The 23,915-nt window shown below is 41.8% G+C and carries 26 protein-coding genes; 13 read left to right on the top strand and 13 right to left on the bottom strand.

Annotated features, from left to right (window positions below):
- Positions 1–12 precede the first annotated feature (12 nt).
- The 6 genes from FM038_RS25360 (at position 13) to FM038_RS25205 (ending at position 5,451) form a co-directional block, all read left to right on the top strand.
- A complete protein-coding gene (locus FM038_RS25360; RefSeq protein WP_272877522.1) occupies positions 13–138 on the top strand; it encodes a hypothetical protein in 126 nt (41 codons plus the stop codon).
- 105 nt (positions 139–243) lie between these two features.
- On the top strand, positions 244–543 hold the full coding sequence (locus FM038_RS25225) for a helix-turn-helix domain-containing protein (protein ID WP_077750617.1): 300 nt from the start codon (positions 244–246) through the stop codon (positions 541–543).
- On the top strand, positions 533–1,816 hold the full coding sequence (locus FM038_RS25220) for a type II toxin-antitoxin system HipA family toxin (protein WP_142873259.1): 1,284 nt from the start codon (positions 533–535) through the stop codon (positions 1,814–1,816). Before FM038_RS25225 ends, FM038_RS25220 begins: the two co-directional genes overlap by 11 nt.
- Before the next feature lie 529 nt (positions 1,817–2,345).
- Complete coding sequence (locus tag FM038_RS25215) at positions 2,346–2,552, top strand: hypothetical protein (protein WP_142873260.1); 207 nt, start codon at positions 2,346–2,348, stop codon at positions 2,550–2,552.
- 484 nt (positions 2,553–3,036) lie between these two features.
- On the top strand, positions 3,037–4,146 hold the full coding sequence (locus tag FM038_RS25210) for a Fic family protein (RefSeq protein WP_142873261.1): 1,110 nt from the start codon (positions 3,037–3,039) through the stop codon (positions 4,144–4,146).
- 270 nt (positions 4,147–4,416) lie between these two features.
- Positions 4,417–5,451: an IS110 family RNA-guided transposase gene (locus FM038_RS25205; protein ID WP_142871449.1), complete on the top strand. Its 1,035-nt coding sequence runs from the start codon at positions 4,417–4,419 to the stop codon at positions 5,449–5,451.
- A 448-nt stretch (positions 5,452–5,899) separates the two neighbouring features.
- Here the strand turns inward: FM038_RS25205 and FM038_RS25200 are convergent, their stop codons facing one another.
- Positions 5,900–6,067: a hypothetical protein gene (locus FM038_RS25200; RefSeq protein ID WP_185965817.1), complete on the bottom strand. Its 168-nt coding sequence runs from the start codon at positions 6,065–6,067 to the stop codon at positions 5,900–5,902.
- A 1-nt stretch (position 6,068) separates the two neighbouring features.
- On the bottom strand, positions 6,069–6,443 hold the full coding sequence (locus tag FM038_RS25195; RefSeq protein ID WP_142873262.1) for a hypothetical protein: 375 nt from the start codon (positions 6,441–6,443) through the stop codon (positions 6,069–6,071).
- Positions 6,444–6,584: 141 nt separating this feature from the next.
- Here FM038_RS25195 and FM038_RS25190 point away from each other — a divergent pair, with 141 nt between their 5' ends.
- A complete protein-coding gene (locus FM038_RS25190) occupies positions 6,585–7,982 on the top strand; it encodes a DNA cytosine methyltransferase (RefSeq protein ID WP_142873263.1) in 1,398 nt (465 codons plus the stop codon).
- Between the two features lie 27 nt (positions 7,983–8,009).
- On the opposite strand, the gene FM038_RS25185 is transcribed toward FM038_RS25190, so the two are convergent.
- A complete protein-coding gene (locus FM038_RS25185) occupies positions 8,010–8,762 on the bottom strand; it encodes a TdeIII family type II restriction endonuclease (protein WP_185965802.1) in 753 nt (250 codons plus the stop codon).
- Positions 8,763–8,966: 204 nt separating this feature from the next.
- Between FM038_RS25185 and FM038_RS25180 the strand changes: the two genes are divergently transcribed.
- The 3 genes from FM038_RS25180 to FM038_RS25170 all read left to right on the top strand — a co-directional run bounded on the left by FM038_RS25180 (position 8,967) and on the right by FM038_RS25170 (position 10,044).
- Complete coding sequence (locus FM038_RS25180; protein WP_185965803.1) at positions 8,967–9,134, top strand: hypothetical protein; 168 nt, start codon at positions 8,967–8,969, stop codon at positions 9,132–9,134.
- 374 nt (positions 9,135–9,508) lie between these two features.
- Positions 9,509–9,760 carry a type II toxin-antitoxin system Phd/YefM family antitoxin gene (locus FM038_RS25175; RefSeq protein WP_142873265.1) on the top strand — a complete coding sequence of 84 codons (252 nt, stop codon included), beginning with the start codon at positions 9,509–9,511 and terminating at the stop codon, positions 9,758–9,760.
- On the top strand, positions 9,760–10,044 hold the full coding sequence (locus tag FM038_RS25170; protein ID WP_142873266.1) for a Txe/YoeB family addiction module toxin: 285 nt from the start codon (positions 9,760–9,762) through the stop codon (positions 10,042–10,044). The genes FM038_RS25175 and FM038_RS25170 overlap by 1 nt, the downstream gene beginning before the upstream one ends.
- 10 nt (positions 10,045–10,054) lie before the next feature.
- Here FM038_RS25170 and FM038_RS25165 read toward each other — a convergent pair whose 3' ends face one another.
- Complete coding sequence (locus FM038_RS25165) at positions 10,055–10,984, bottom strand: DUF1186 domain-containing protein (RefSeq protein ID WP_142873267.1); 930 nt, start codon at positions 10,982–10,984, stop codon at positions 10,055–10,057.
- Between the two features lie 389 nt (positions 10,985–11,373).
- A complete protein-coding gene (locus FM038_RS25160; RefSeq protein ID WP_142873268.1) occupies positions 11,374–11,574 on the bottom strand; it encodes a hypothetical protein in 201 nt (66 codons plus the stop codon).
- 895 nt (positions 11,575–12,469) lie between these two features.
- On the opposite strand from FM038_RS25160, the gene FM038_RS25155 reads away from it, so the two are divergent.
- The gene (locus tag FM038_RS25155) at positions 12,470–13,111 is read left to right on the top strand and encodes a LysE family translocator (RefSeq protein ID WP_185965814.1); all 642 of its coding nucleotides are present in this window, start codon (positions 12,470–12,472) and stop codon (positions 13,109–13,111) included.
- Positions 13,112–13,244: 133 nt separating this feature from the next.
- Here the strand turns inward: FM038_RS25155 and FM038_RS25150 are convergent, their stop codons facing one another.
- The gene (locus FM038_RS25150) at positions 13,245–14,216 is read right to left on the bottom strand and encodes a nucleoside hydrolase (RefSeq protein WP_142873269.1); all 972 of its coding nucleotides are present in this window, start codon (positions 14,214–14,216) and stop codon (positions 13,245–13,247) included.
- Between the two features lie 306 nt (positions 14,217–14,522).
- On the opposite strand from FM038_RS25150, the gene FM038_RS25145 reads away from it, so the two are divergent.
- A complete protein-coding gene (locus tag FM038_RS25145) occupies positions 14,523–15,926 on the top strand; it encodes a methyl-accepting chemotaxis protein (protein WP_142873270.1) in 1,404 nt (467 codons plus the stop codon).
- Between the two features lie 28 nt (positions 15,927–15,954).
- On the opposite strand, the gene FM038_RS25140 is transcribed toward FM038_RS25145, so the two are convergent.
- From FM038_RS25140 to FM038_RS25110, 7 genes are all read right to left on the bottom strand, one after another.
- Positions 15,955–16,641, bottom strand: a complete 687-nt coding sequence (locus FM038_RS25140; RefSeq protein WP_142873271.1) for an SCO family protein — start codon at positions 16,639–16,641, stop codon at positions 15,955–15,957.
- Between the two features lie 44 nt (positions 16,642–16,685).
- Positions 16,686–17,045 carry a cytochrome C oxidase subunit IV family protein gene (locus tag FM038_RS25135; RefSeq protein ID WP_142873272.1) on the bottom strand — a complete coding sequence of 120 codons (360 nt, stop codon included), beginning with the start codon at positions 17,043–17,045 and terminating at the stop codon, positions 16,686–16,688.
- A gap of 138 nt (positions 17,046–17,183) precedes the next feature.
- On the bottom strand, positions 17,184–17,888 hold the full coding sequence (locus FM038_RS25130; protein ID WP_142873273.1) for a heme-copper oxidase subunit III family protein: 705 nt from the start codon (positions 17,886–17,888) through the stop codon (positions 17,184–17,186).
- An 11-nt stretch (positions 17,889–17,899) separates the two neighbouring features.
- Positions 17,900–18,580, bottom strand: a complete 681-nt coding sequence (locus FM038_RS25125) for a cytochrome c oxidase subunit 3 (RefSeq protein WP_142873274.1) — start codon at positions 18,578–18,580, stop codon at positions 17,900–17,902.
- Positions 18,580–20,370: a cytochrome c oxidase subunit I gene (locus FM038_RS25120; protein ID WP_142873275.1), complete on the bottom strand. Its 1,791-nt coding sequence runs from the start codon at positions 20,368–20,370 to the stop codon at positions 18,580–18,582. Before FM038_RS25120 ends, FM038_RS25125 begins: the two co-directional genes overlap by 1 nt.
- Entirely contained in the window at positions 20,367–21,821 is a 1,455-nt protein-coding gene (locus FM038_RS25115) for a c-type cytochrome (RefSeq protein ID WP_142873276.1), read from the bottom strand. The genes FM038_RS25120 and FM038_RS25115 overlap by 4 nt, the downstream gene beginning before the upstream one ends.
- Positions 21,822–22,057: 236 nt before the next feature.
- Positions 22,058–22,615, bottom strand: a complete 558-nt coding sequence (locus tag FM038_RS25110; RefSeq protein WP_142873277.1) for an NAD/FAD-utilizing enzyme — start codon at positions 22,613–22,615, stop codon at positions 22,058–22,060.
- A gap of 543 nt (positions 22,616–23,158) precedes the next feature.
- Here FM038_RS25110 and mioC point away from each other — a divergent pair.
- The gene (gene mioC, locus FM038_RS25105; RefSeq protein WP_142873278.1) at positions 23,159–23,599 is read left to right on the top strand and encodes an FMN-binding protein MioC; all 441 of its coding nucleotides are present in this window, start codon (positions 23,159–23,161) and stop codon (positions 23,597–23,599) included.
- Positions 23,600–23,915 lie beyond the last annotated feature (316 nt).

The raw sequence follows: 23,915 nt of genomic DNA, 5'->3' as shown, positions 1-23,915 counted from the left end.
CATAGAACGGCCATGTTTTGGAAGCTCGCAGCTGCATCTACACCTGTTGGTAAAGCCAGAGATCACTTCTTCGACTTAGTATTGGCTTTTCTCCGTGTTCTCTGTGGTGAAAAACTTTGGCTATATCTTCTTTTATAATGATTTTCATCATACTCTAACCCTCTAGCCTGATTGGATATAGTTATATCCATTTTAAGCACTTTTAAGCTATAATGGACACTACTGTGTCCCATGGGATTTTCTATGCCTCCATTTCAATTACTAGATGATAAAGATGTCCAGTTAGCTTTTGCTGTTCATCTGAGGAAGTTGCGAGAGCAACAAAGCCTTTCCCGTGATGCATTAGCACTGCGTAGCTGTGTTCCTGCACCTACGATTAAAAAATTTGAGCTAACTGGTCAAATATCATTTCGTCAATTGCTGTTGTTATGGCAAAGCTTAGATGAATTGGCACGATTATATGAGTTGACGCGAACCTCCTCATTAATCAAGCACTCTAAAATGCCGACTTCAATTGAAGAGGTATTAAAAGATGAGTTTTAAGCCAATTCAGAAGCTGGAGATCAACAGAACTTTAATGTCAGGAAAGCAAGTAACTGTTGGTCAATTAGCTCAAAACCGTCAAGGTGTATACTTTCAATACAGTAACGATTACTTGCAGCAGTTTGGTAACCTTTCGCCATTTACAATGTCTGACAGTAGCGAGTTACAACTTGCCCCCAGAGCACCTCACGGTGGTTTACATGGTGTCTTTGCCGACAGCTTACCTGATGGATGGGGGCTTCTACTGCAAGACAGAGTGTTTAGGCAGCAGGGAATAGGGTTAGCACAAATAACCGCAATGGATCGGTTAGCCTTTGTTGGCTCAAATGCTATGGGATCACTCATTTTTACGCCTGAGTATCAATACCAAGAAAAAGTGAATGATGATGTCGATATCGCTCACCTTGGCTTGCAGGCACAGGCTCTATTTGATGGCCAAACTGATGAGGTACTTGCAGCCCTAGTCACAGCAGGCAGTTCTGGCGGTGCTCGCCCTAAAGCGCAAATCTATCTGAATGAAAGTGATCATAAAACCTGTCGAACAGTACCCAAGCAAGGTGATGAGGCTTGGCTTGTTAAGTTCACGTCAAAAAACTTGTCACTCGGCCATGAAGAAGGGCTATGTGAGGCCGTTTATCTTCAAATGGCAAACAGGTTGCAGCTTGAGCCTCCAAAATGGAAATTATTAGAGGCACCCGCAAGTAGCGGAGCTCCAGCTTGGTTGGCGTTAAAACGTTTTGACTGGGTAGATAACGGCATAGATAAAACCGCTGGTCGCATTCACATGCATAGTGCATGCGGTCTTTTAGATGCAGATTTTAGAATGCCGAGTTTAGATTATGAAGACTTGATTAAGATGAGCCGTCATCTATGTAAATCACCTGCAGTAGGCAGGCTGCAATTTAGTCGTGCCATGTTTAATCTCTTTGCCTGTAATCAAGATGATCACAGTAAAAACTGGGCCTTTTTGCAAGATGACTCGGGTCGCTGGAGTCCAGCACCGTTTTACGATACTACCTACAGCCCACACCCATTTAATGAACACTCAACTTCATTTATTGGTCATGGGAAACAGCCACCTTTAGCCACAATACAGAAGCTAGCCGAAACCGCAGGCTTTAACCGCTGGCAAGAGGCCAAGCAGCATATAGAGAAGATAGTTGATGTCACAGCGAGCTTTACTGAATTAGCAAAAAATATTGGCGTATCGAGAGCAACAATAAAAGAGATAGAGCAAACCCTGTCGCAACGTAGAGCCGAAAACCGCTGGTAGTTACTTAGGGCTTGAGGATAAAGAGATCGCTGTGAATTAGGCCAAAATATTTTCAATGAGCAAAATTCAATACCTGGCCCTAAGTTCATTATTGGCCCTGACCCTATATTTCCGTGTATTCATTTTTAAATACACAATACACAATACGCATAAACGTATTGAATTATAGATACTAAAAATGAATATAGCTGACAAGAACCACTGTATATCCACTCGAACCAGCGACTTGTAGTTAGCAAGTCCTGCAAATAGCTTATCGCTTCATTTGGCTGGTTGGCTGGTTGGCTGGTTGGGTGGTTGGATGTTTGATGGATTGAAGGATTGAAGGGAATCGTACCTTCATTGTGACTTATCACCTCCGGTGAGGTATGTGCAGATACTTCTACGAGACGGTGAATGTGGCGTAGCCATGTGCCTATGAACGAGAGGCATGGATGCCGAACTGGCTTTTAGATAGGATATCATTCAAGCACATCTGACGTGAATGGATTCACAAATGCCGTGGTGACAGGGATGTCATAGAACGGCCATGTTTTGGAAGCTCGCAGCTGCATCTACACCTGTTGGTAAAGCCAGAGATCACTTCTTCGATTTAGGTTGTTTCTTTCTCCGTGCTCTCTGTGTACCAATAACGTCCCTGTTAAACGGCCACTTCGCTATCCCTAGCTCTCGCTCATGGCTTCGCCGTGGTGATAGCTTTGATTTTGTCGCTTTAGATTCACGCTTTAAAAAATAAGAGCATTCTCACCACGGAGCGCTACGCTACACGGAGTTAACTTACTTGTCGGTTAACAAGTTTGGCAAATAGGCTTTTGGTTAGCCTGTTGGGTTCGTTGGGCTGTATTTTTGTTTGGTGGGGGTTTAGTAGTTCATGACATTTCTGATGTTAATCGCCTCCAGCAGGGTATGTGCAGACGCTTCTATGAGACGCTATGAAGCCATCTCTGGCCGCTTTGCGGTTTCCAATAACCTCCCTGTTAAACAGCCAGTTCGATATCCCTATCTCTCGCTCGAGGAGTTTCATTTCTTGAAACCTCGCCCTGTCATCGAAGCTCGCAGCCGCATCTACACCTGTTGATGACAGGCAAAGAATACAGGCAGTGAATTTCTTCTGTTTTGTCGGTTTAACAGTCATTGAGGCGATTAAGCCTATTATTCGCCTCACATAGTGAGTAGAATAAGAGTATTATTTGACTCATAGCTACTCATAGAGGTTCTATATGTGGATTTGGCAACAAGCTAACTGGCCTGACTTTCGCTGGGAAACCGATAATATAGCCTTATTATTACGTCAGGTTAGTTTCAACCAGGGTTTGCTACTTGGTAAGTTAGATAACGAGCCATCTGCTCAAATGACACTTGATACCTTACTGGCAAATATCATTCATTCCAGTGCCATTGAAGGCGAAAAACTCAATGCATTCTCGGTACGCTCATCTTTGGCTAACAAGCTAGGTATCAGTGATGAGAAGCCCTATCCCACCACGGTTCAAACTGATGGCTTAGCTGAAATGACACTAGATGCCCTGCAGAACTGGCAAACAGAGTTAAGTTTACAGCGGATCATGGATTGGCATACATTACTCTTCCCCGAAGGCTATACCCTGTTTAATCCCGTTCAAGGTGGCGTGTTACGGGGTATCGAGCCTATGCAAGTTATCTCGGGACGCATAGATAAGCCTAAAGTCCATTTTGAAGCCCCACCTCGCTCTGGACTCGAAGATGAACTCTCAAGGTTTATAGATTGGTTCAACAAATCACAGCAAGATGTGGCAATGGATCCCTTGATCCGTGCAGCCATCACTCACCTGTGGTTTGTGACTCTGCATCCACTCGATGATGGTAATGGTAGAATAACTCGCTTACTCACAGATTTAGCTCTCGCACAGGCTGAAAACCGCTCTATCCATTTTTATGCCATGTCAGTGAGTATCCTAGAGCGCAGACAAGCCTATTACGATATTTTGGAAAGCACTCAAAAAGGCGAGTTAGATATTACCTCTTGGTTAGTCTGGTTTTTAGATACGCTCAATAGCAGTTTGCAGAAATCACTCAATGATATCGCTCAAACAGTAGCGAAAACTAACTATTGGCAGCGTGTAGATCAGACGTTATTGAGCGGTGAACAAGTAAAAGTGCTTAACCGCTTATTGGATGCCAGCCCTGGAGATAGTTTTGAGCTGGGCATAAGCAGTAGCCAATATCAAAAGGTCGCTAAAGTCAGTCGTGCAACTGCAACTCGTCATCTGGCTCAACTTGTTGAACAAGGTTTTTTGACTAAAACGAATGCTGGTGGACGAAGTACTCGATACTTAATTGCTAGCAAGTAACGTAATTAGCTTTAGTTGGGTTCATTGGGCTGTATTTCTTCGACTTAGTCTTTTCTCCGTGTCCTCTGTGTACCAATAACGTCCCTGTTAAACGGCCAGTTCGCTATCCCTAGCTCTCGCTCATTAGCACATGGCTTCGCCGTGGTGAATGGCTTTTGTTCTTAGCAAAGATAAAGCGGTTTCACCACGGAGATAATTGGACTCCCCTCCTTCAAAAGGAGGGTTAAGATACTTAGCTCTCACACAAAGTTCTTAATTGGAGTCCGTAATATGAAGAATACTATTGTTGGTGTTGATTTGGCAAAAGATGTTATTCAGGTATGTATAACCAAGCGAAACAAGGTGCTCTCCAATAAAGAGATGATACCGTCTGAATTTAGCGCTTGGCTTGCAACCTCTAATTCAGCCACCATAGTATTTGAAGCATGCAGTACTGCCAATCATTGGCAGCAGCTTGCTCACTCTTATGGGCATGATGCAAGGCAAATAAGTGCAAAACTGGTTGCTAATATTCGACAAAACCAGAAAACAGATAAGAACGATGCACTTGCAGTAGCTCAAGCCTGTAGCTTGCCAGAGGTGAAGTTCGTCTCAGGTAAAACCTTTAAGCAGCAAGAGCTGCAGTCTATAGTTCGAATCAAAGAATTGAGCGTCAAACACAAAGTTGCGGTAGAGAACCAAATCCGAGCGCTTCTACTTGAGTTTGGTATTCGTACACCAACTAAAGGTTCGATAGTAAACGTTGTTGAGCTCACTCTTGAAGATGCTGACAACGGTTTTTGCGATGAACTGCGTGATTCTCTGGCAATAGCTTTTAATGGCTATCTCGACCTAGTTGGTGCAATTAAAAAGTATGAATCCGCATTAGAGCGAGTTGCTAATAGCAATGCAGACTGTCGTAAGCTCATGGCGCTAGAAGGCGTGGGGCCGATGAATGCCGTTAACTTATATATGCTGCTGTCATGTGGTGAAATGGGTACTTTTCGCACAGGAAAGGATGCATCAGCTTGTGTAGGCTTAACACCAATACAGCATTCAACGGGTGGAAAAGCCAAGCTTGGCAGTATAGGTAAACATATCCGTAATCATAGTATGCGAAGTGTGTTAGTGAGTGGCGCGATGGCTGTATGTAGCCAGGTCAAACGCAGAGTGCCACGCACGACAAAAGAAACTTGGCTAAAAGGGTTAATCGAACGTAGAGGGATGCGTTGCGCTGCCGTTGCTTTAGCCAATAAAACCGTTAGAACCGCTTTCTCCCTGTTAGCCAATGATACTGAATATAAAGCAATACCAGTGGCTAGCTAGGAAGTAAGAACCATCAATATAAATGCTTAATTTAGATAAAAATCAGCAACTTTAGTCAGTGAAGCGCTAAGAGCATAATAGCTCGCCATGGAGATATGACAAAGTCGTTCGCGTAAAAATCATTGAGCCTGGGATAGCTTCCCAAACAGAGCTCGTACATAAGCACGCATTAAATCTAAAGCAAGGCATATATGTTGTTGACACGGGGGAGTCCACATAAGCGCTTCGCTACACAGAGTTAACTTACTTGTCGGTTAACAAGTTTGGCAAATAGCCTTTTGGTTAGTCTGTTGGGTTCGTTGGGCTGTATTTTTGTTTGGTGGAGGTTTAGTAGTTCATGACATTGCTGATGTTAATCGCCTCCAGCAGGTGCTGTTACTTGTCAGTTAACAAGTTCTGTAAATAACTTTAGTTGGTTTCATTGGGCTATATTGTTATTTGATGGTTTTTAGTAGTGCATAACATTGCTGATATTAATCGCCTCCAGCGGGGTATGTGCAGTTACTTCTGTGACACGGCGCAAGTATATCCCTATAGCCTCGACGGCGGCATCCATGCCGCCAACGGTCACAGCCGCATCTACACCTGTTGGTAAAGCCAGAGAGCAACTCTTCAACTTAATTAGTTGTTTCTGAAATAGCGGGGATTGGTAGACGATACAGTTCAAGGAAATGGATTAGTGCTTTGGGATCTTCGGATTCAAATAGGGTGACACTTTCTTCATCATTTCCTATTTCGATATCCCATTCAGAAACGCTGAAACGAGTAGCTGTTGCTGTGATCACTGTGTAGCGACTAGAGCCAGTATTCTCACGTTCATCTTCTTTTAGATAGTCTATCCACAAGACGAGGTATTGCTCACTTTGCTCTAGGTCAGCAGGTTTTTCTGAGTTCACCTTAACTTTAAACATAAAGCTTGGGCACACATCATTGTACCAACTTTTATCGACTAAAATGGGGAAATATTCAAGGCTGAACCTCAGCCAAAACATCAGCAACCAATTGTTTAAAAAGAGATTTAATTAATTACAAATAACTAAGACATTAATATTTAAAACGAATTTAAAAATTTGACATGTATATACATACAGCTAAAATAGGTACTTATATAAGTTTCGGATTGGAAACATATAATGAGTACCAGAGTAAGTATAAAGGAAGCGTCTCTATTTCTAGGTTTTAGCGAACAAAGAATTCGAACTCTGTGTAGATTCAAAGCTATAGCAGCAGAGAAGATTGGCAGTATCTGGGTGATTAACAAACGTAGCATGGAAAAATATTCAGAAAGTATGAAACATATAATTGCAGAAGATCATCCAGCTTATAATGTTGGGCAACAACTAAAACCAATTGCGTTAAGCTTTTTCTCAGGAGCTATGGGGTTGGATTTAGGTATAGAAAAAGCAGGTTTTGACATTAGATTAGCCTGCGAAGTAGATAAATACTGCCGACAAACCATAGCTATAAATAGGCCAAATACAGCATTATTAAGTGATATTAATGATTATGAAGCTAGTGATATTAAAAATGCTGCACGTTTAACTAATGAAGATATAGATTTAATTGTCGGTGGGCCCCCTTGCCAAGCTTTTAGTACTGCAGGTAAAAGAAAAGGATTTAATGATGATAGAGGAAATGCTTTTCTAAAGTTTCTACAGTTATCTATCGATTTAAACCCCAAATACATAGTGTTAGAAAATGTAAGAGGGTTACTTTCTTGTCCTATGGAGCACAGACCTCACGAACATAGAGGTGAAGGCTACCCGGATCTTTCGGAAGATGAACTAAAAGGTGGAGCTTTAAATTTTGCTTTAAAAATGCTGGATAAATCTGGTTATGGTTATTCCTTTGAATTATATAATTCAGCCAACTTTGGTACATCTCAAACTAGAGAGCGTGTTATTATTATTTGCTCTAGAAATGGACAAACACCTCCATTTTTAACTCCTTCACATTCAGATAATCCTAAATTTGGCTTACCGCAATGGAACACACTAAAGCAATGTATAAGTAATATAGATAAGCATGATCATCTCAATTTCCCTGAAAAGAGATTAAAATATTATAGACTTTTAAAATCAGGGCAAAACTGGAAAAATCTACCAGTAGATTTACAGAAAGAAGCAATGGGAAAATCTTACTTTTCAGGTGGAGGAAAAACAGGTTTCTTAAGACGTTTATCATGGGATAAACCATCACCAACATTAGTGACCCATCCAGCTATGCCAGCTACAGATCTAGGCCATCCAGTAGAAAGTAGGCCTTTATCAATACAAGAATACAAAAGAATTCAACAATTCCCTGACGATTGGAAACTTGCAGGCCCATTAATCCAACAATATAAACAGGTTGGCAATGCTGTACCAATCGGACTAGGCTATGCTGTGGGTAAGCATATACAAGATTTGTTGGAGTCTATAGAAATTAAAAACATTCCATCATTCAAATATTCTCGCTATAAAAACACTTCAAGTAAGGAATGGAAAATTCAATTTAATATTGCAAAAGAAAAGTTATTAAAAAACATATAGACTAAAGGGCTTGAAAGCCCTTTTTAGCTATACATTTAACAATTTCTTTTTAGTTATCACCCCAACATCTTGAAATACTTTGATTAAATCTTTATAGGTTCCTTTCCCTCCAATAAAATCCCAGTACTCTTCACCGATCATCACACATTCATCAATATGCATATTAAACAGTTTGTTTGCGATAGAGTGGTTATAATCACTTTTAACAAGCCCATACGGATTATAATAAAGTGCAAATATCGGTTTGCAATTAACATTAGCAGCTTTCAAAAATAGCATATCTTTCTTTGCTTTTTCAGACTGATCCAGGTTAGGTTTTACTGTTTTTATTGATATAAAGTATTCCACGCTATCTTTTTTTAACCAAAGATCTGAGATTACTCGCCTAACAACTGAATCACCTAAAGAAAAAGATGAGATAGTTTTAACTTCTTTCCCCCAGTTAGGCTTCTGATTTCCTTCCCTAAGAGCATTTCCAATTCTTTCAACTTCATCAACAGCACCTTTGTACATATTCAGCATTATTTCATGCTGTCTTTTAGCTTCAAACCCATTATTTAAGGCTAAAATTTCCGAAATTTTTTCTACCGGTCCCTGCCCGAATGATGTAGAAAATGAACGTTCGAAACTAGATATTTTTACTATCTGCTCAGGTAACAATGCTCGATGAAAAGGCTGATGAGATTTATTGTTTTTTAACCTATCTTCAGTTCTTTGAATAGCTCCACTAACACAATCTTGAAGAATATTTTTAATCTGAGTTATTATTTTATCTTTCATATAGTAAATCCATGGAAAAACATCAGTAAAAAATACCATACATACAGAACTTAATATATTGATATTACGTAATTTTGTTTAATATCAAACTAAGATTCAACAAGAGTAAAGAATATTTAGAAATTACTAATGTTGATAATTTATCAAATTTTATAGCAGAACTAATACAGCTTTATTCACCAATGCCACTCTCGTGTGGCATTGGTGAATAAAGCTGATTGGTTAGCCGGTGAAGGCTTAGTACTCGCTATCGCATACTTCCAACAAAACACGTTAAATCCTATTAAGTGCTTAGAAGCTCATAAGAGTCAAACCACAGACAATAGCTATCAGGTTCCACATTGGTTCTTGGCACAAACTAACAATCGGTAATCAAGAATAGATCAACGCTATCATCTGTCTGGAACTAAGCTAACTAATTCGAAGAAGCCATCTGCTTTTTAGAGACAAGGTGTAGATACGGCTGCGAGTTTCGGTTTCAGGGATGAAACCGCAAAGCGTATAGGGATATATTCACAGCGTCTCGCAGAAGTGTCTGCACATACCTCGCTGGAGGCGTTTAACACAAGAAAGGCCATGGTTCCCCATAAATAACCAAGTGAAAAACAAGCCAAATGAAACCAAAAACACACTAAAAAATTCCTTCAACCTTGTGAATCTACAAAGCCCCACACTTGTACTTAACCTTGTACAACTAACATATTTAAACTAAACTGTACCTAACCACGTACATGTTGAGGTTTTTTATGAGTGTTTATAGTTTTACCGAGGTTAGAAGTAACCTAAAGTCAGTTTGTGACAGCGTGGTCAACGACTGCGAACCTGCTGTGATACATCGTAGAGGTGCTGAGAATGTTGTTATGTTCTCTGAGTCAGAGTTCAATAGCTGGAAAGAAACTATCTACTTACTTTCAAACCCAGTAAATGCAAAGCATCTGTTAGATTCTATAAAGCAGATTGATGATGGCCAAGCTCAAGAGCGTGAGTTACTGGATTAATGAAAACTAATACAACTACCCTTTTCTCGACCTTTTATTCAGATCAGGCCTGGAACGATTACCTTTATTGGCAACAACAAGATAAAAAGACGTTAAAGCGAATTAACCTGCTTATTAAAGATTGCCAAAGGACACCTTTTGAAGGTATCGGCAAACCAGAAAGATTAAAAGAGAACCTTTCTGGTTATTGGTCTAGACGGATCACCGATGAACATAGTTTAGTTTATAAGGCGACTCAGGATAGGTTAACGATCGTTGCCGTACGCTATCATTACTCTTCCTAAAGTACACAGCCTAATTCAAACAACACTTCTTGTATTTCTTACCACTGCCACAGGGGCAAGGGTCGTTACGGCCTGCTTGGATATCGGCGATAAAAGGCTGTTTAGGATCAAAGCTCTCAAAGTACCTTTCATCTAGTTCGTCTGGGGTATTCATCAAATCATCGAAGACGGCCATAAGGTCTGCATCATTCATCTCAGATTCAGCATTGAAACCTGCCCACTGGCTAAGTGAATCAATCACATCATACTCACCGCTTATTAGGCCACTTTCCCACTCTGAATACCCTATAGACTGATTATCCCAATCTATAATGCACTGGTTCTCAGCTGGACCTTCATCTATCAATTTACTCTCTACATAGCTCAAAAACTGGCTGTGATATTGATTGAACTCATTAGAAATAAGCAGATTAATCAGTTCAAAAAGTGCAATGGATTGATCGCTTTTAAGCAGACTTTCGATAAAGTCGGGAATGTTCTTATTGAGTGTGTCTCGATCAATTTGGCCAGTATGCAGTTGTGAGAACAGTGCACTCAAGGCCGCCATCTTAACCAGTTCACCCGCTTGATCAGAGTTAACTAAATAACCTAGTTGCTCAGGCTTACCTTGCGCCAAAATATAGTAAGCGGTAGATAGATCTGAAGCGATAAAGTCACCGAGTAAGAGCTCTAACGGACTATTACAGTCATCCTTGTTGGTGAGCTTTATCAGGGAATCAAATTGACTAAACTGCTTACGGTCGATAATCAGACAGATGCCAAAGAAGAGCAGGTTGGACTCAGGATCGGTCAACGCCTCTTTAGCAATAAACTGCTGCATCAAGTCATCAATAACAGGCTGTAACTCAGACCACCGCTCTCTAGCCGCCAACAAGGCATCAACAGGAAGTTCTGTTAGGTCGCCACGACTCAGGGTGGTAATTATCTCATCTAATTTCATATTACATTCAAGGCTAAAAGGTGATTTAGCCCTATATAATAGCAAAACAACACACTAAAGCCCCTTTAGCTTTCAATCATCAAAAATAAAAAGACATCTAAGAGGTAACCGCGGTTTAATTTCAAATTTTTACCTCCGTGCACTCCGTGTAGCGAAGCACTCCGTGGTGAGAATACTCTTGTTTTTTCAAACGTTAATATAAAGCGACAATCCAAACTATTCACCACGGAGGGTGAACATAACGGCAGTGATAAGCTCGCGAACGAGAGACTCTAGGTCGAACAAACACTTAGATAGGGATTCGTTACAGAGAGCACAGAGAAAGAAACAACCTAAATCGAAGAAGTTATATCTGGCTTAGGACCCCAATTTATTGGCAAATAATAGGCTTACTCACTGCCTAGATCTTCAATCAGGCTATAACGCCTAGTCTCCTCCAGCAGAGCCGCTTGCTTGGCTAATTTTACAGTAACTTCTGCCTGAGCCAGTTCGACTTCATTCAGTGACTGCTCATCAAAGTATTCCGATGCATCTTGGTAAGTTAACCAGAATGCGTAAATGATGGTGATTGATAAAATAAAACGTAACATAAGGACTCTTTATTCACCTATTTCGTGAAGTGGTTCGTGAGGCTGTTCGCGACGTAACTCGAGAAACTTTTAACTAATGTCACCACTAAAAACTAGCTGTAATGTCCATATTTATTAGTAGTAACGAGATTATAGAAACCATTTTAGAGTAAAATTCATACAGCCGATACTGTCAATATGCTGTCTGATTTGTCTGTATTTATTGAGTTTTGACTGGTCATCATTTACGTCAAACATCCTGCTTAGTGCCATTTTATTGAACGCTTAATAAGTGGATGCTAAATGTGAGTTTTAGAAGAAATGAACCTATGTGTGACGAGTCTTTTTATAGACTTATCCAGACCTGTCATTAACGAATATAAAATTTATGGCGATGCCCATAACAAACTAAAGTAAATAGAGACGGGTGATATTTGATCAATACAAATAATCAGTTAGCTGTTTTCCATAAAGTTAATATCAAATAGCCAGTGACCTAGTCATTGTGAGTATGTTCATTTGAATTCAATATTGCCTGCTAGTAAACAAAGCGGTAAAAATCAAATTCACTAACCAATAAACTCTCACAGTAAGTTAAAGCACTTTTCTACTGATACCTGAAAAATCGCAATATTTATAACCAAAAAATATAGTTACTGAATAAAAAACTATAAAAAAACAAGCTAGCGAACCTTATGTAAGCCAGTGTTTAAGCCACTTTGACAAAAATATGACGCTATAACGCTTAGCTGTTTTGTAAGAAACATCACTCATCCGTAAATCCTACCCTAGTACAAATATCTCAGTAAAATTGAGTTTTAATAGCTAAGAGTTCTCAAAAACAGCAGAGAAACTACTGCCGATAGATCCTGTTAGAGGTAGAATGCCGCCGTCTGTTCCAACCTATGCATTTATGATGATCGATCTCGCTATACTGCCACTGTATTTAACCACTGTTATTGCCCTACTCCTTATACCTGGCCCTGACATGCTACTGATAGCAAGTTCTAGCTTAAGCTATGGTAAGAAAGTCGGTTTATTTGCCAGTTTAGGCAACGCCACCTCTGGACTCATACTGACACTACTTGCCGCTATGGGCGTCTCGGCATTAATTGCCATGAACCCTATGGCTTTGCAGGTACTCAGGATTTTAGGCGGCGCCTATCTATTAAAGATGGGCTGGGACTGTATGCGTAGTGGCGCGGCGGATACGCCAGAAATTGAACAGCAATCGGGCCTGGCTAAAATGCTGTATCGACGCGCGGTATTCAGTAATCTGCTAAACCCTAAAGCATTATTGTTTTTTGTGCTGTTTCTACCTCAGTTTGTTTCACCTCAACTTACAGCAACATCCGGCGAGCAGATGCTAGCGCTTGGCTTATTGCTAAATGTGATGGGGCTATTGTTTAACTTATTGCTGGTTATCATGGTGGGGACGTTAGGTAAGCCATTACTTAAAAATGAAAAGTTTAGAGCTAATCAGAATAAATTTATGGGAATGATATTCTTCGCCCTAGCTATCTGGTTACTCGGCTCTCAAGTACAGGCAATGAGCTAGCACTTCCTTCACTAGAGCGGGATACCTTTTAAATCAAAGGCTCCCGCCATAGCCATATCTTGTTTATCGTTTTATCACTAGTCGATTATGACCTGACGATAGAGAGCCACTCATCTCGCATATACTGACTTGTTCATCGTTTTTGACTGTAATCTATGATGGTCTGACGATAAAGGGATAACAAACGCTCATTTTCTACTGCTATACCCACTTTTTGTGACGCATGGCTCTGCCACTCATCGTGCATATACTGACGTTTATCGAATTTTTGTATTGTCATACCTTCCGCAGGACCATCGCTGACGACACGCACGGGTCCATCACGCAAGGTAAACAGTGATGGATCTATCACATAGGCAATAGCCGATGGGTCATGCACGTGACAGCCTTCCAACCCCACCTTCTCGGAATAGAACTTTAAGTAATAACGACTTATATCCCAAATAAACTGGCCAACCTCAGCGGCATCATCTCTGAGTCGATCCAGGTAATCTTTGGTGAAGAAACTTTGCTCGGTCACATCTAAGCCGATAATGACGACGGGCCAAGCTGCACCAAACACAATATCTGCAGCATGGGGATCATCATGAATATTGGCCTCGGCATAGGGAGTCACATTGCCCCTATGATCGTTGACGCCAAAAGCACCGCCCATTACCACGACTTCTTTAACCAGAGTCACTATTTCGGGAGCCGCTTCCAATGCCAAAGCCAAATTAGTCAGTGGACCCACGGCCACTAAAGTAATTTCACCCGGTTCGGCCCTGAGGGCGTCGATAATGTATTGATAAGCTGGACGCGGATCGGCTTTAACAGATAATTCGGCTGGCGCCAGTACATCACCTAAGCCTGACTCGCCATGCACCACAACTGTAGCCCCGACTGGCGGACGAACGATAGGTTTTGCGGCCCCTTTGGCTACATCGGCTTGCAAGTTATACTTCTGCTTAAGAAAAAGCGCGTTATGAGTAGCATTGTCTATGGTGGCATTGCCATAAACGCAGGTTATGGCCTTAAGCTCTATCTGAGGATGTGCCTCGGCAAAAATGATAGCCATGGCATCGTCGATACCCGGATCTGTATCTAAAATTATTTTACTTGTCATAAATTCTGCCGCTCTAATTAAAATAAATATTTCATATCCCCAAACCACCCCTATTGCGAGTTTTAGAGCCAGTGTGAGGTTATCGACTTTTGAATGCTGGTCTGATTTTATACTTATATCTGGTCATCATTCATGTGATGTACTACTGAAAATTGTAATTTACATTGGATCCCTTTCAATGTTTATGTTTACTGGAGTAGCATACCAACACGAAAACACAACAATAGACCATTACCCTTTACGTTATTTAAGGACGAAAACTGTACTAGGGACGGCCAACTATAACAATCATTCAGGAAGCCCCTAATGAAAGAAGTCGCATTTCGCTGGATAGATAAGTTTCTGGTAAACCTGAAAATTCAGGAAAATTTCTTAATCCTGTTTTGTTCTTCATTGTTGGCGATGATCATCGTTAGTTTTACCTTAGTCAATGCCATTCAAAATCAACAAGAACAGGCTCTACACCAAGAAGTAAGGTTAGTAGCAGGCCTGATTGCCAACACCGAACTCAATAGTACTCAAGTCTCAAACCTGCTCGCCGGCAGCAATGTGAAACAAGGAAGAAACGGACTATTTCCTATTCAGATAGCTGAAAGTAACCAATATCTGAGCGGCAGCGAGTTACCAGGACTATTTTCTTCATTAAATCTAAGTCATTTGAGTATTATCTCAATCTGTATCCTATTTCTGATCATGAGCAGTTACTACATCAAGACTTTCATGGGAGGCGCATTGTTTAACATCTATGATGCCGTTTTACGCCTGGCTAACGGCGACCTGGCCTCCCGTATAAACTATGCCCCTGCACGTAACGAATTTAACCTGATAGCTCAGACCATAGACAGGGTGTCAGAACGAGAGCATGTTTTAGTTAAGGCCACTCAAGAAGCGATAGCCTTGATCCAGCAGATAAGTTCACAGCTAGGCCAACGCAGCAATGAGAACACGAAGCTGACCAGCCAACAACAGGAGCAGATTGACTCTTTGGCCAGTGCCACCGAGCAGATGGCGGCATCAATACGTGAGGTGGCAGTTCATGCCCATGACTCATCGACTCAAACTGGCGAAGCGACTAAAACCACCGACCAGGGACAATCTCAGGTAGAGCAAACCTTAACTGCAATAAAGAAGTTAACAACAGAGATAAATTCAGCCTCGAGTGCAGTAACCAAACTAGACGCTAATGCTGCACAGATCGATGCTATCGTCTCAGCCATTAGAGCCATCTCAGAGCAGACCAACCTATTGGCGTTGAACGCCGCTATAGAAGCAGCAAGAGCCGGAGAGCAAGGTAGAGGTTTTGCCGTGGTTGCCGATGAAGTTCGCACCTTAGCCAGTCGCACTCAAAATGCCACGGTTGAAATTCAGAAGATGATAGAGACACTACAGACGAATAGTCGACAGTTGATGGCAGTGATGCAACAAACGGTCACAGAAGCTGAGACCAGTGAGCAGCTGATGGAATCGGTGAGTAAGAGCATCGAAGATATTTCCGGTCAAAATAAATATATCGCTGATCGCAGCATAGAGATAGCGGCTGCGGCCGAAGAACAGGGAGCTGTAGCTGATAACATAGCCTCAGATGTGGAACGGGTCCGTAGCGGCTCAGAGCATTTGGCTTCCATGGTGACTCAAGCATCAGCGGAGATACAGTCTCTGCATCAACAGGCAGATAATCTGGAGAGCCTAATGACAGATCTAAAGGTGTAATCGCTAACTTGAGCCCAGCGATACCTTTTCAATAAGCAAGTTTACGTATCAGAACATAATCATGATAGAGATCTTCATGGTTAAAATGATTAATACCGAAGGGATCCACACTCGGTTTAAATACTGCGTGGAGCCGGCCTTGTGGGTCGATAAGATAGATGGCGACCCCATGGCTGACCTTATAGGCGTCTTTATCTCCCTCAGTAATCTCTATTCTTACTCTTATTCCCAACTCCTGTTCAAACCGCTTAGACGCTCCATTAACTAATTCTGACTCTGCAGGCTTCAACCCAATGATGTTAGGCCCAAAAAATGGCACATACTCCGCCAACTTATCTACCGTGTCACGCTCAGGATCTATGCTATAGAACAGCAGATGAATATCCTGATATTTATTATCTGCTTGCAGGCGAAGCTGAAGTTGATTTAGTAATATCAGAGTGGTGGGGCAAATATCGGCACAATTGAGGAAACCATAGGCCAGCAAATGCCACTTCCCCTGTAGATCGAACTGAGTGAATGGTTTGTTGTGATGATCGACTAAGGTGAAGCTGGTTAAGGCCCGTGGCTGTTCTAGCAAAGTTGCGCTTCGAAGTAACTGATGAGCCGAACTACTGGTACTTACATACATAAATGATACTGTGAACAAGCCTAACAAGACCATAATTATCAGGCCTATGCTGAGCGTAAACTTGGTATGCAGGCTAATCCTCATATAGAGATTCCCAATAAACTATTTATGCCTTGAGCTGTGCCGCTTTATACCGAGAGGAAGGATATTAACCTGTTAACTAAAGTGTAATCTCCCTCTATCGCCATCAAGCTAATCAGCACAACGATAGCCAGTGGTGGTATAAATAGCAGCAGCTTTAATGCCAGCCGCTCCCATCTGACATGCATAAAGATAGTGATGATGAGCCCAGCCTTTAACAGCATAAATACAATGATCAGTGTCCATCTCAATATCCCCTGCACTTGATAAAAGTCGACCAAATACGACATGGTACTGAGCACAAAGAGCAGCCCCCAGATTTTCAGGTAGAGACTAATAGGATGAAGCTTAGGCTGCGCTTTATCCACCTCGTTCGGCACAGTATCTTTATCTGTTATCTGACTCATACACCACCTCAATCAGTACACTTATCACTTATCACTTATCACTTATCACTTATCACTTATCAAAATAAACAACCAAACCATAGTTGCGTCCAATAAATTTTTTACTTTGAAAATCTTAAAACTTATTTTCTATATCGCTTACCAGAGATAGAAAAGCCCAAAGATAAACACCCAAACGAGATCAACAAAGTGCCAATAGAGACCCGTTATCTCGACGATATGATAGCCTTTTCCTTCGTAATGACCGTTAGCAACGCGTCTGGCAATGACCAAGATAAAAATAACCCCAGCAGTAACATGCATACCATGAAAGCCAGTGATCATGAAAAAGGTGGCACCAAATTGCGCCGAGCCCATAGGGTTACCCCAAGGGCGAACTCCCTCCTCAATGATTAACTTGGACCACTCAAAAGCTTGCATACCGACAAATGATGCCCCAAGCAGCGCGGTTGCTAACATAAAATAGAAGGTCTTTTTCTTATCACCACGATAAGCATAATTAACAGCCATCGCCATGGTGCCGCTACTAGTGATCAGAATAAATGTCATGATGGCTATAAGCACTAGGGGAATATGATGTCCGGCAATCGTTAGGGCAAATACTTCACTGGTGAGAGGCCAAGCATCCATACTGGACATTCGCACATTCATATAGCCGACCAAAAAAACGCTAAAAATAAAGGTATCACTGAGCAGGAACAACCACATCATCAACTTACCCCAAGGCATATTGAAAACCTGTTTATCTCCTCCCCAATCGCTCACAGCACCTTGCCAATTATCCGGATCGGCATGGGTAGCGTTTTTTGTGGATCTGTTTGTGGGTTTATCTTCGACACTCATATTGCCGTCTCCTACAAGCCACACCAGGCTGCGATAGTGTTATAGGTACTGGGCGAAGCAGTTAAAAGCGTAAAAAGGAATAACCAAACCAGGAATAAATAATGCCAATACCAAGCACATAGCTTTAGGCTTTTATTTAGTGTCTCTAGTTGAGTTTTACCTGCAAAAATTACCACGACCCTAGCCAAGGCAAACAAGCCACCAAATAGATGCAAACCATGAATAGCTGTAAGCAGGTAAAAGTAACTATTGGCGGGATTAGAGTTAATCATAAATCCTTGCGAGCTCAGTTGTTGCCAGACACTCCATTGACCAAATAAAAACAACAGAGAACAGAGAACACTCGCAGTTAACAACATGAGTAAGCTATTTAGCTGCTGTTTTTTAGCCTGTGTAGCGCTAAGCTGCAGACATAGACTAGCCATAAATAACCAAACCGTATTCATCCATAACCACATAGGTTGATACAGAGGTGACCAAGGTTCGCCCCCCAGAGCCTGAAAGTCGGCATACTGAGAACGTGATAAATAAGTGACCGTAAACAGAAAGAAAATCACGGTGACCACAGCAATAAAAAATAACAAAGCCGTCTTACCCGGTGAGCCAGGCTGATATTCAACGAGGGCTTTATCAATGACCCCTGCAGGCTGTGCTAACCAAGGCTTTTCAGTAAGCTGTTTGAGAATATTCATCACTCGGCTTCCTTATTCATCTGCCTTGGCTTTATATCTTCATCAGGCAATTCTGTTTGCATCACAACATCGCCTGGCGATACATTTTGCGGGATGAAGTCCTCTTTTACTCCAGGAACGCTATAATCATAAGCCCACCTGTAAACCACAGGATTAGCCTTGCCCCAATTACCATGTTTTGGTGGCGTGTGTTCAGTTTGCCACTCCAGCGTAGTGGCATTCCAAGGGTTAGGCCCAGCCAATTTCCCCTTAAATGTGCTCCAGATAATGTTGAACAGGAATATCAGTTGCACCACGCCGACAATCAGCGCCGATATGGTAATGCCTGCATTCAGAGATTGAGCCGACTCGGGAATGAACTCGGTTGGCCCCATAGCAAAGTATCTCCGTGGCACCCCAAGAAAGCCCAGATAGTGCATGGGCAGATAGATAGAGTAAGTCCCAAGAAAGGTCATCCAGAAATGAAACTTACCTAAACCTGAGTTGAGATAACGACCCGTTACTTTAGGAAACCAATGATAGATGGCGGCGAACAGCACCATAATAGGTGAAACCCCCATCACCATATGAAAATGTGCCACCACAAAATAGGTATCCGACAGAGGTAAGTCGACCACCACATTTCCCAGAAACAGCCCGGTTAATCCACCGTGAGTAAAGGTAAAAATAAAGCCGATGGCAAACATCATAGGTACTGTCATATGAATATTACCGCGCCATAATGTCAGTACCCAGTTATACACTTTCAGCGCTGTAGGTATCGCGATTATTAAGGTGGTTGTGGCAAAGAAAAATCCAAAATAAGGATTCATACCACTGACATACATGTGGTGGGCCCAGACTACAAAACTCAAGCCTCCTATGGCTACTATGGCCCAAACCATCATGCGGTAGCCGAAGATATTTTTTCTCGCATGAGTCGCAATAACATCAGATACCATGCCAAAAGCAGGCAGTGCCACAATATAGACTTCCGGATGACCGAAAAACCAGAATAGGTGTTGGAATAGCACCGGACTGCCGCCGGTATAATCTAAGGGCTGACCTAAAGACAAAATAGCAGGCATAAAGAAGCTGGTTCCCACCAACTTATCTAACATCATCATAATGGCACTCACCAACAAGGCTGGAAATGCCAACAGGCCTAAGATGGTGGCGATAAATATTCCCCAAATAGTCAATGGCATACGCATCAGAGTCATGCCTTTGGCGCGAGCCTGCAATATGGTGGTGACATAATTGAGGCCCCCCATGGTGAAGGCGACGATAAATATTGCCAGCGATACCAACATTAAGATAATGCCACCATCACTTCCTGGCGTACCAGGTAAAATAGTTTGCGGCGGATATAGAGTCCAACCAGCCCCTGTCGGCCCACCGGGAACGAAGAAGCTAGCTAACAATACAATGACTGCAAGAAGATAAGTCCAGTAGCTCAACATATTAAGATAGGGAAACACCATGTCACGCGCACCAATCATTAAGGGGATCAAATAATTACCAAACCCACCTAACAACAAAGCGGTAAGAAGATAGATAACCATGATCATGCCGTGCATAGTGACAAACTGCAGGTAACTACTGGGTTCTATAAAGGAAAAGCTATCAGGAAACCCAAGCTGTAACCGCATCATCCCCGATAAAACTAAAGCAACTAGACCGACAAAAATGGCGGTGATAGAGTACTGAATTGCGATCACCTTGTGATCTTGGCTCCAGATATACTTAGTAACGAAACTAGTCGGATGGTGAGAATTATCGGTTTGATCGGCAATGGCAGTGAAACTCATTGGCTCACCTCCTGTTGTTTATGATCTAGCCCTAGCACTTTTTCTGGTTGCACTTTTTTAGTTTGTTTCGCTAAAGATGGCGTTAATCGACTTATATAGGCAATCACATCATCTATGGCTTGCTCATTTTGTAATAAACGGGACATTAACAGCATCTGACTACCGTAGATGTCTTCACGGTGAGAACCACGGATGCTAGCTCGATAATGTTGTAATTGACGCTTTAAGTACCAAGCGTGTTGTCCCGCAAGTCTTGGCGCATTGAGGGCAAACCTCCCCTCGGCATTATCACCATGGCAATAGGCACAATTGGTAAATAGCCGCTGACCACTCTCTATGGATCGAGCCAGAGAGTCGTTATTCACCGAGGCAGGAAAGATAGCCAGAGCTGGCAATGATGCAATATAAGCCGTGACATCTTTTATCGCTTTAGCATCGACTAAGGTATTGGCCATAGCAGACATTTGCTGGCCATATGTATCTTGCTGGTTGCTGCCACGAATCTTGTTCTGATAATAGTGTAACTGCCGGGTTAAATACCAAGCAGACTGCCCCGCTAGCATAGGTGCATTGAGCGTTTCATTGCCCTGTGCATTATTGCCATGACAGACGGCGCAGCTGGCATATAAACTTTGACCTAACTGCAGATCCCCCGCTGGTGCATCGAGTGACTCTCTGAAGGTGAACTGTTTATCCAGCCAAGCTTGATAGTCTTGGGCCGTGTCCACCACAATCTGACCACGCATAGTGTAATGAGCCATGCCACACAACTCTTCACATAACATCTCGAAACGACCAAGTCGTGTTGGTGTAAACCAGAGAAAGGTCTCGATCCCTGGCACCAGATCCATCTTCACCCTAAACTGTGGCACGGCAAAGTTATGCAATACATCTTTCGATCTCAGCATGACTTTTACCGGTTGATCGATAACTATATGCATCACATTACTGGGGATCAATATGTCGTCATGGGCATTTAAATCATCTGGGTTAAGGCCAAAGGGATTAGTTTCACTAATTAACTCAACCGCACTTTGGCCTAATACACCATCTTTGCCGGGCAACCGATAACTCCAGTGCCACTGCTGACCAACAACTTCAAATATCTTGGCATTTTCCGGAACTGTCACAAATTGCCCCCACACGACTAAGCCAGGCGCTAACATAGCAGCGACTCCTATAGTCGTGATGACCGTCAGCCACACCTCTAATTTTTTATTTTCAGGTTCATAGTCAGCACGATGATTTTTTTTGAATCGAAAGCGGAAAACACAGAAGGCAAGAAAGGCATTGACCAAAATAAACACAATACCTGTGATCCAAAAGGTGATGCTAATGGTGTCGTCGATGGCAGTCCAATTTGACGCTATTGGTGTAAACCACCAAGGGCTAGCGAAATGAAATATTACTGATACGAGTACTAATAGCAGGATAACGACCGCGATAGCCATACCACCCATCCCTATAAGAAAGTAAACACTTAAAGCAGCTGAACTCTAGAGTGCCCACACTTAAAATAACGAGATAAAACGTTTTTCTGACTACTTAATACCATAGACTATAAATGAAGATCTCTCCTGATCTAGGGCTAAACATCAGCAATAAAAAAGCGCCTGACAGGCGCTTAATAACGTCAAAAAAAATTGCAGTTACAACATAAAACCAGCTTAGATTTTAGCTCTCTTTACTAAGGCATAGTCTTCATGAAAATATGAAATTTATCCTGCCAACGAACCACCCAGTGCGGTGTTGCTTCTCCTAAACCCGCGGGTTCTAGCTTTGGATGAGCATTAACAACTCTGGAAAATACAGGCTCCTGATTAGCATCGACATCGACAAATAACACATGTTTACCTTTATGTAGTAGCTCTTGAAAGCGTTCAAAATGAATATTGTTTCTTTGAATACCGATGAAACCGCCTTCCCAGGTACAAAAACCAAGTATGACTATTGCCAGAAAAATGAATGGTAACCAACCCGCTTCACTTGTGGTCCAACCCATCTGGTAGGCAATCATCAGTGTGGCCGAAGCAACCACTAAACCTATCACAGCGCCTACTTCGGTTGAATGAACCACGTCGAGTTTCAGCACGGGCTCTACTTCGTGTAGATGGTGATTTTCAACGTCAGCATCTTTTTCACTTAATACATGAATTTGTGGCTCTGTGATCCCTTCAGCTTCAAGTTCCTGCTCCACCTTCTCCAGATCATCAAGATCATTAGATATAAAGTAATGCCTTAACATGCTCTTACCCTCACAATAGATCTTTTCACGCTTGTCAGAAACGATTGAGCTACACCTATAGTTGGTATTACAAACAATGAAAAGTACCCGAGTCAATAACTCAAGTATAGCAGTGATTCATCATTCGCTAATGTGTGAAAAAGAGCGGATAACTAGCTGTGATAAGGATTAATAGAGCAGGCAAAGACTTGATATAATCATATTAATAATGCGTTTTTAAAATAAATATGGTGTTAGATAGGAGCAAAATAACTTCCAGTAACGATACCGGCCTTGGTGCGGCCAAAGAGATAGCTAAGGCTAACGACTTACTTTTTGCGACAAAACCAGCCAAAACTGAAGCTTATTAGGTCTAGATCCTAGGCTTTATCTATCAAAATTCTGATGTAAATCCTATTAAGTCACAAGATCCAAGTCGGTTTTTCACTTAATATGTACAGCAGATACTCAATCATTTAAGCCAGTAATAAGCTCTAATCAGAGCAAAATGAGGCTAAAAATAGCTATTTTGTACTGAATATTTAGGCTAAATAAGGAATAAACATGTCAAAAATAGACATTCTAGTGGGCACAACTTTAGGGAATGCGGAGTACGTTGCAGACGAATTTTCGACAGTTCTAAGCGGATTAGGACATGAAAACATCGTACATATGACCCCAAAACTTGCCGATCTAGACCCTAAATCATTGTGGTTGATCGTCTCTTCTACACATGGCGCTGGCGATCTTCCGGACAATATAGTGCCATTTTTTGATGAAATATCGATCCAAAAACCGGATCTCAGTGATACAAAATATGCCATCTGTGCGATCGGTGACTCGAGTTACGACACTTTCTGTCAAGGACCCGAAAAATTAGCGCAAGTATTAGAAGAATGCCAAGCAAAAGTCTATGTGGATAAGATCCAGATCGATGTACAGTACGATCATACCCCAGAAGATCCCGCGTTAGCTTGGTTAGCACAATGGCAAGATCAACTTTAAGATCATTTAAAAGGATAACAAAAGGATCTATTCACAATTTAGATCGTTGTTATCCACATATTACGATCTAAAATGATAAATCTGTGGATAACCTATTATTTTCTTCTGATCAACCTCTGTATTATTCAAGGTCCGATCTGGTCAATGATCGCCCCTGTGGATAAGTAGCCGATCTACCCACAAGCTTAAGCCAGTTTGATCTAGATTAGATCACAAGTTTCGATCGCGATTAACTCATGATAATAAAAGAGAAAAAACGGTTACCCACAGAAAATAGCTCCCTTAATAATAAACATAATAAGGATCTATATAAAGA

It is taken from the genome of Shewanella eurypsychrophilus, assembly GCF_007004545.3.
Taxonomy (GTDB): Bacteria; Pseudomonadota; Gammaproteobacteria; order Enterobacterales; family Shewanellaceae; genus Shewanella; species Shewanella eurypsychrophilus.
The sequence above is the reverse complement of the archived record's forward strand: the minus strand, read 5'-3'. Positions and strand labels throughout refer to the sequence as shown.

Excerpts from the sequence above, each read along its gene's own strand:
- FM038_RS25360 (WP_272877522.1), top strand. The coding sequence starts at position 13 with ATGTTTTGGAAGCTCGCAGCTGCATCTACACCTGTTGGTAAAGCCAGA.
- FM038_RS25225 (WP_077750617.1), top strand. The coding sequence starts at position 244 with ATGCCTCCATTTCAATTACTAGATGATAAAGATGTCCAGTTAGCTTTT.
- FM038_RS25220 (WP_142873259.1), top strand. The coding sequence starts at position 533 with ATGAGTTTTAAGCCAATTCAGAAGCTGGAGATCAACAGAACTTTAATG.
- FM038_RS25215 (WP_142873260.1), top strand. The coding sequence starts at position 2,346 with ATGTTTTGGAAGCTCGCAGCTGCATCTACACCTGTTGGTAAAGCCAGA.
- FM038_RS25210 (WP_142873261.1), top strand. The coding sequence starts at position 3,037 with ATGTGGATTTGGCAACAAGCTAACTGGCCTGACTTTCGCTGGGAAACC.
- FM038_RS25205 (WP_142871449.1), top strand. The coding sequence starts at position 4,417 with ATGAAGAATACTATTGTTGGTGTTGATTTGGCAAAAGATGTTATTCAG.
- FM038_RS25195 (WP_142873262.1), bottom strand. The coding sequence starts at position 6,443 with ATGTTTTGGCTGAGGTTCAGCCTTGAATATTTCCCCATTTTAGTCGAT.
- FM038_RS25190 (WP_142873263.1), top strand. The coding sequence starts at position 6,585 with ATGAGTACCAGAGTAAGTATAAAGGAAGCGTCTCTATTTCTAGGTTTT.
- FM038_RS25185 (WP_185965802.1), bottom strand. The coding sequence starts at position 8,762 with ATGAAAGATAAAATAATAACTCAGATTAAAAATATTCTTCAAGATTGT.
- FM038_RS25175 (WP_142873265.1), top strand. The coding sequence starts at position 9,509 with ATGAGTGTTTATAGTTTTACCGAGGTTAGAAGTAACCTAAAGTCAGTT.
- FM038_RS25170 (WP_142873266.1), top strand. The coding sequence starts at position 9,760 with ATGAAAACTAATACAACTACCCTTTTCTCGACCTTTTATTCAGATCAG.
- FM038_RS25165 (WP_142873267.1), bottom strand. The coding sequence starts at position 10,984 with ATGAAATTAGATGAGATAATTACCACCCTGAGTCGTGGCGACCTAACA.
- FM038_RS25160 (WP_142873268.1), bottom strand. The coding sequence starts at position 11,574 with ATGTTACGTTTTATTTTATCAATCACCATCATTTACGCATTCTGGTTA.
- FM038_RS25155 (WP_185965814.1), top strand. The coding sequence starts at position 12,470 with ATGATCGATCTCGCTATACTGCCACTGTATTTAACCACTGTTATTGCC.
- FM038_RS25150 (WP_142873269.1), bottom strand. The coding sequence starts at position 14,216 with ATGACAAGTAAAATAATTTTAGATACAGATCCGGGTATCGACGATGCC.
- FM038_RS25145 (WP_142873270.1), top strand. The coding sequence starts at position 14,523 with ATGAAAGAAGTCGCATTTCGCTGGATAGATAAGTTTCTGGTAAACCTG.
- FM038_RS25140 (WP_142873271.1), bottom strand. The coding sequence starts at position 16,641 with ATGAGGATTAGCCTGCATACCAAGTTTACGCTCAGCATAGGCCTGATA.
- FM038_RS25135 (WP_142873272.1), bottom strand. The coding sequence starts at position 17,045 with ATGAGTCAGATAACAGATAAAGATACTGTGCCGAACGAGGTGGATAAA.
- FM038_RS25130 (WP_142873273.1), bottom strand. The coding sequence starts at position 17,888 with ATGAGTGTCGAAGATAAACCCACAAACAGATCCACAAAAAACGCTACC.
- FM038_RS25125 (WP_142873274.1), bottom strand. The coding sequence starts at position 18,580 with ATGAATATTCTCAAACAGCTTACTGAAAAGCCTTGGTTAGCACAGCCT.
- FM038_RS25120 (WP_142873275.1), bottom strand. The coding sequence starts at position 20,370 with ATGAGTTTCACTGCCATTGCCGATCAAACCGATAATTCTCACCATCCG.
- FM038_RS25115 (WP_142873276.1), bottom strand. The coding sequence starts at position 21,821 with ATGGCTATCGCGGTCGTTATCCTGCTATTAGTACTCGTATCAGTAATA.
- FM038_RS25110 (WP_142873277.1), bottom strand. The coding sequence starts at position 22,615 with ATGTTAAGGCATTACTTTATATCTAATGATCTTGATGATCTGGAGAAG.
- mioC (WP_142873278.1), top strand. The coding sequence starts at position 23,159 with ATGTCAAAAATAGACATTCTAGTGGGCACAACTTTAGGGAATGCGGAG.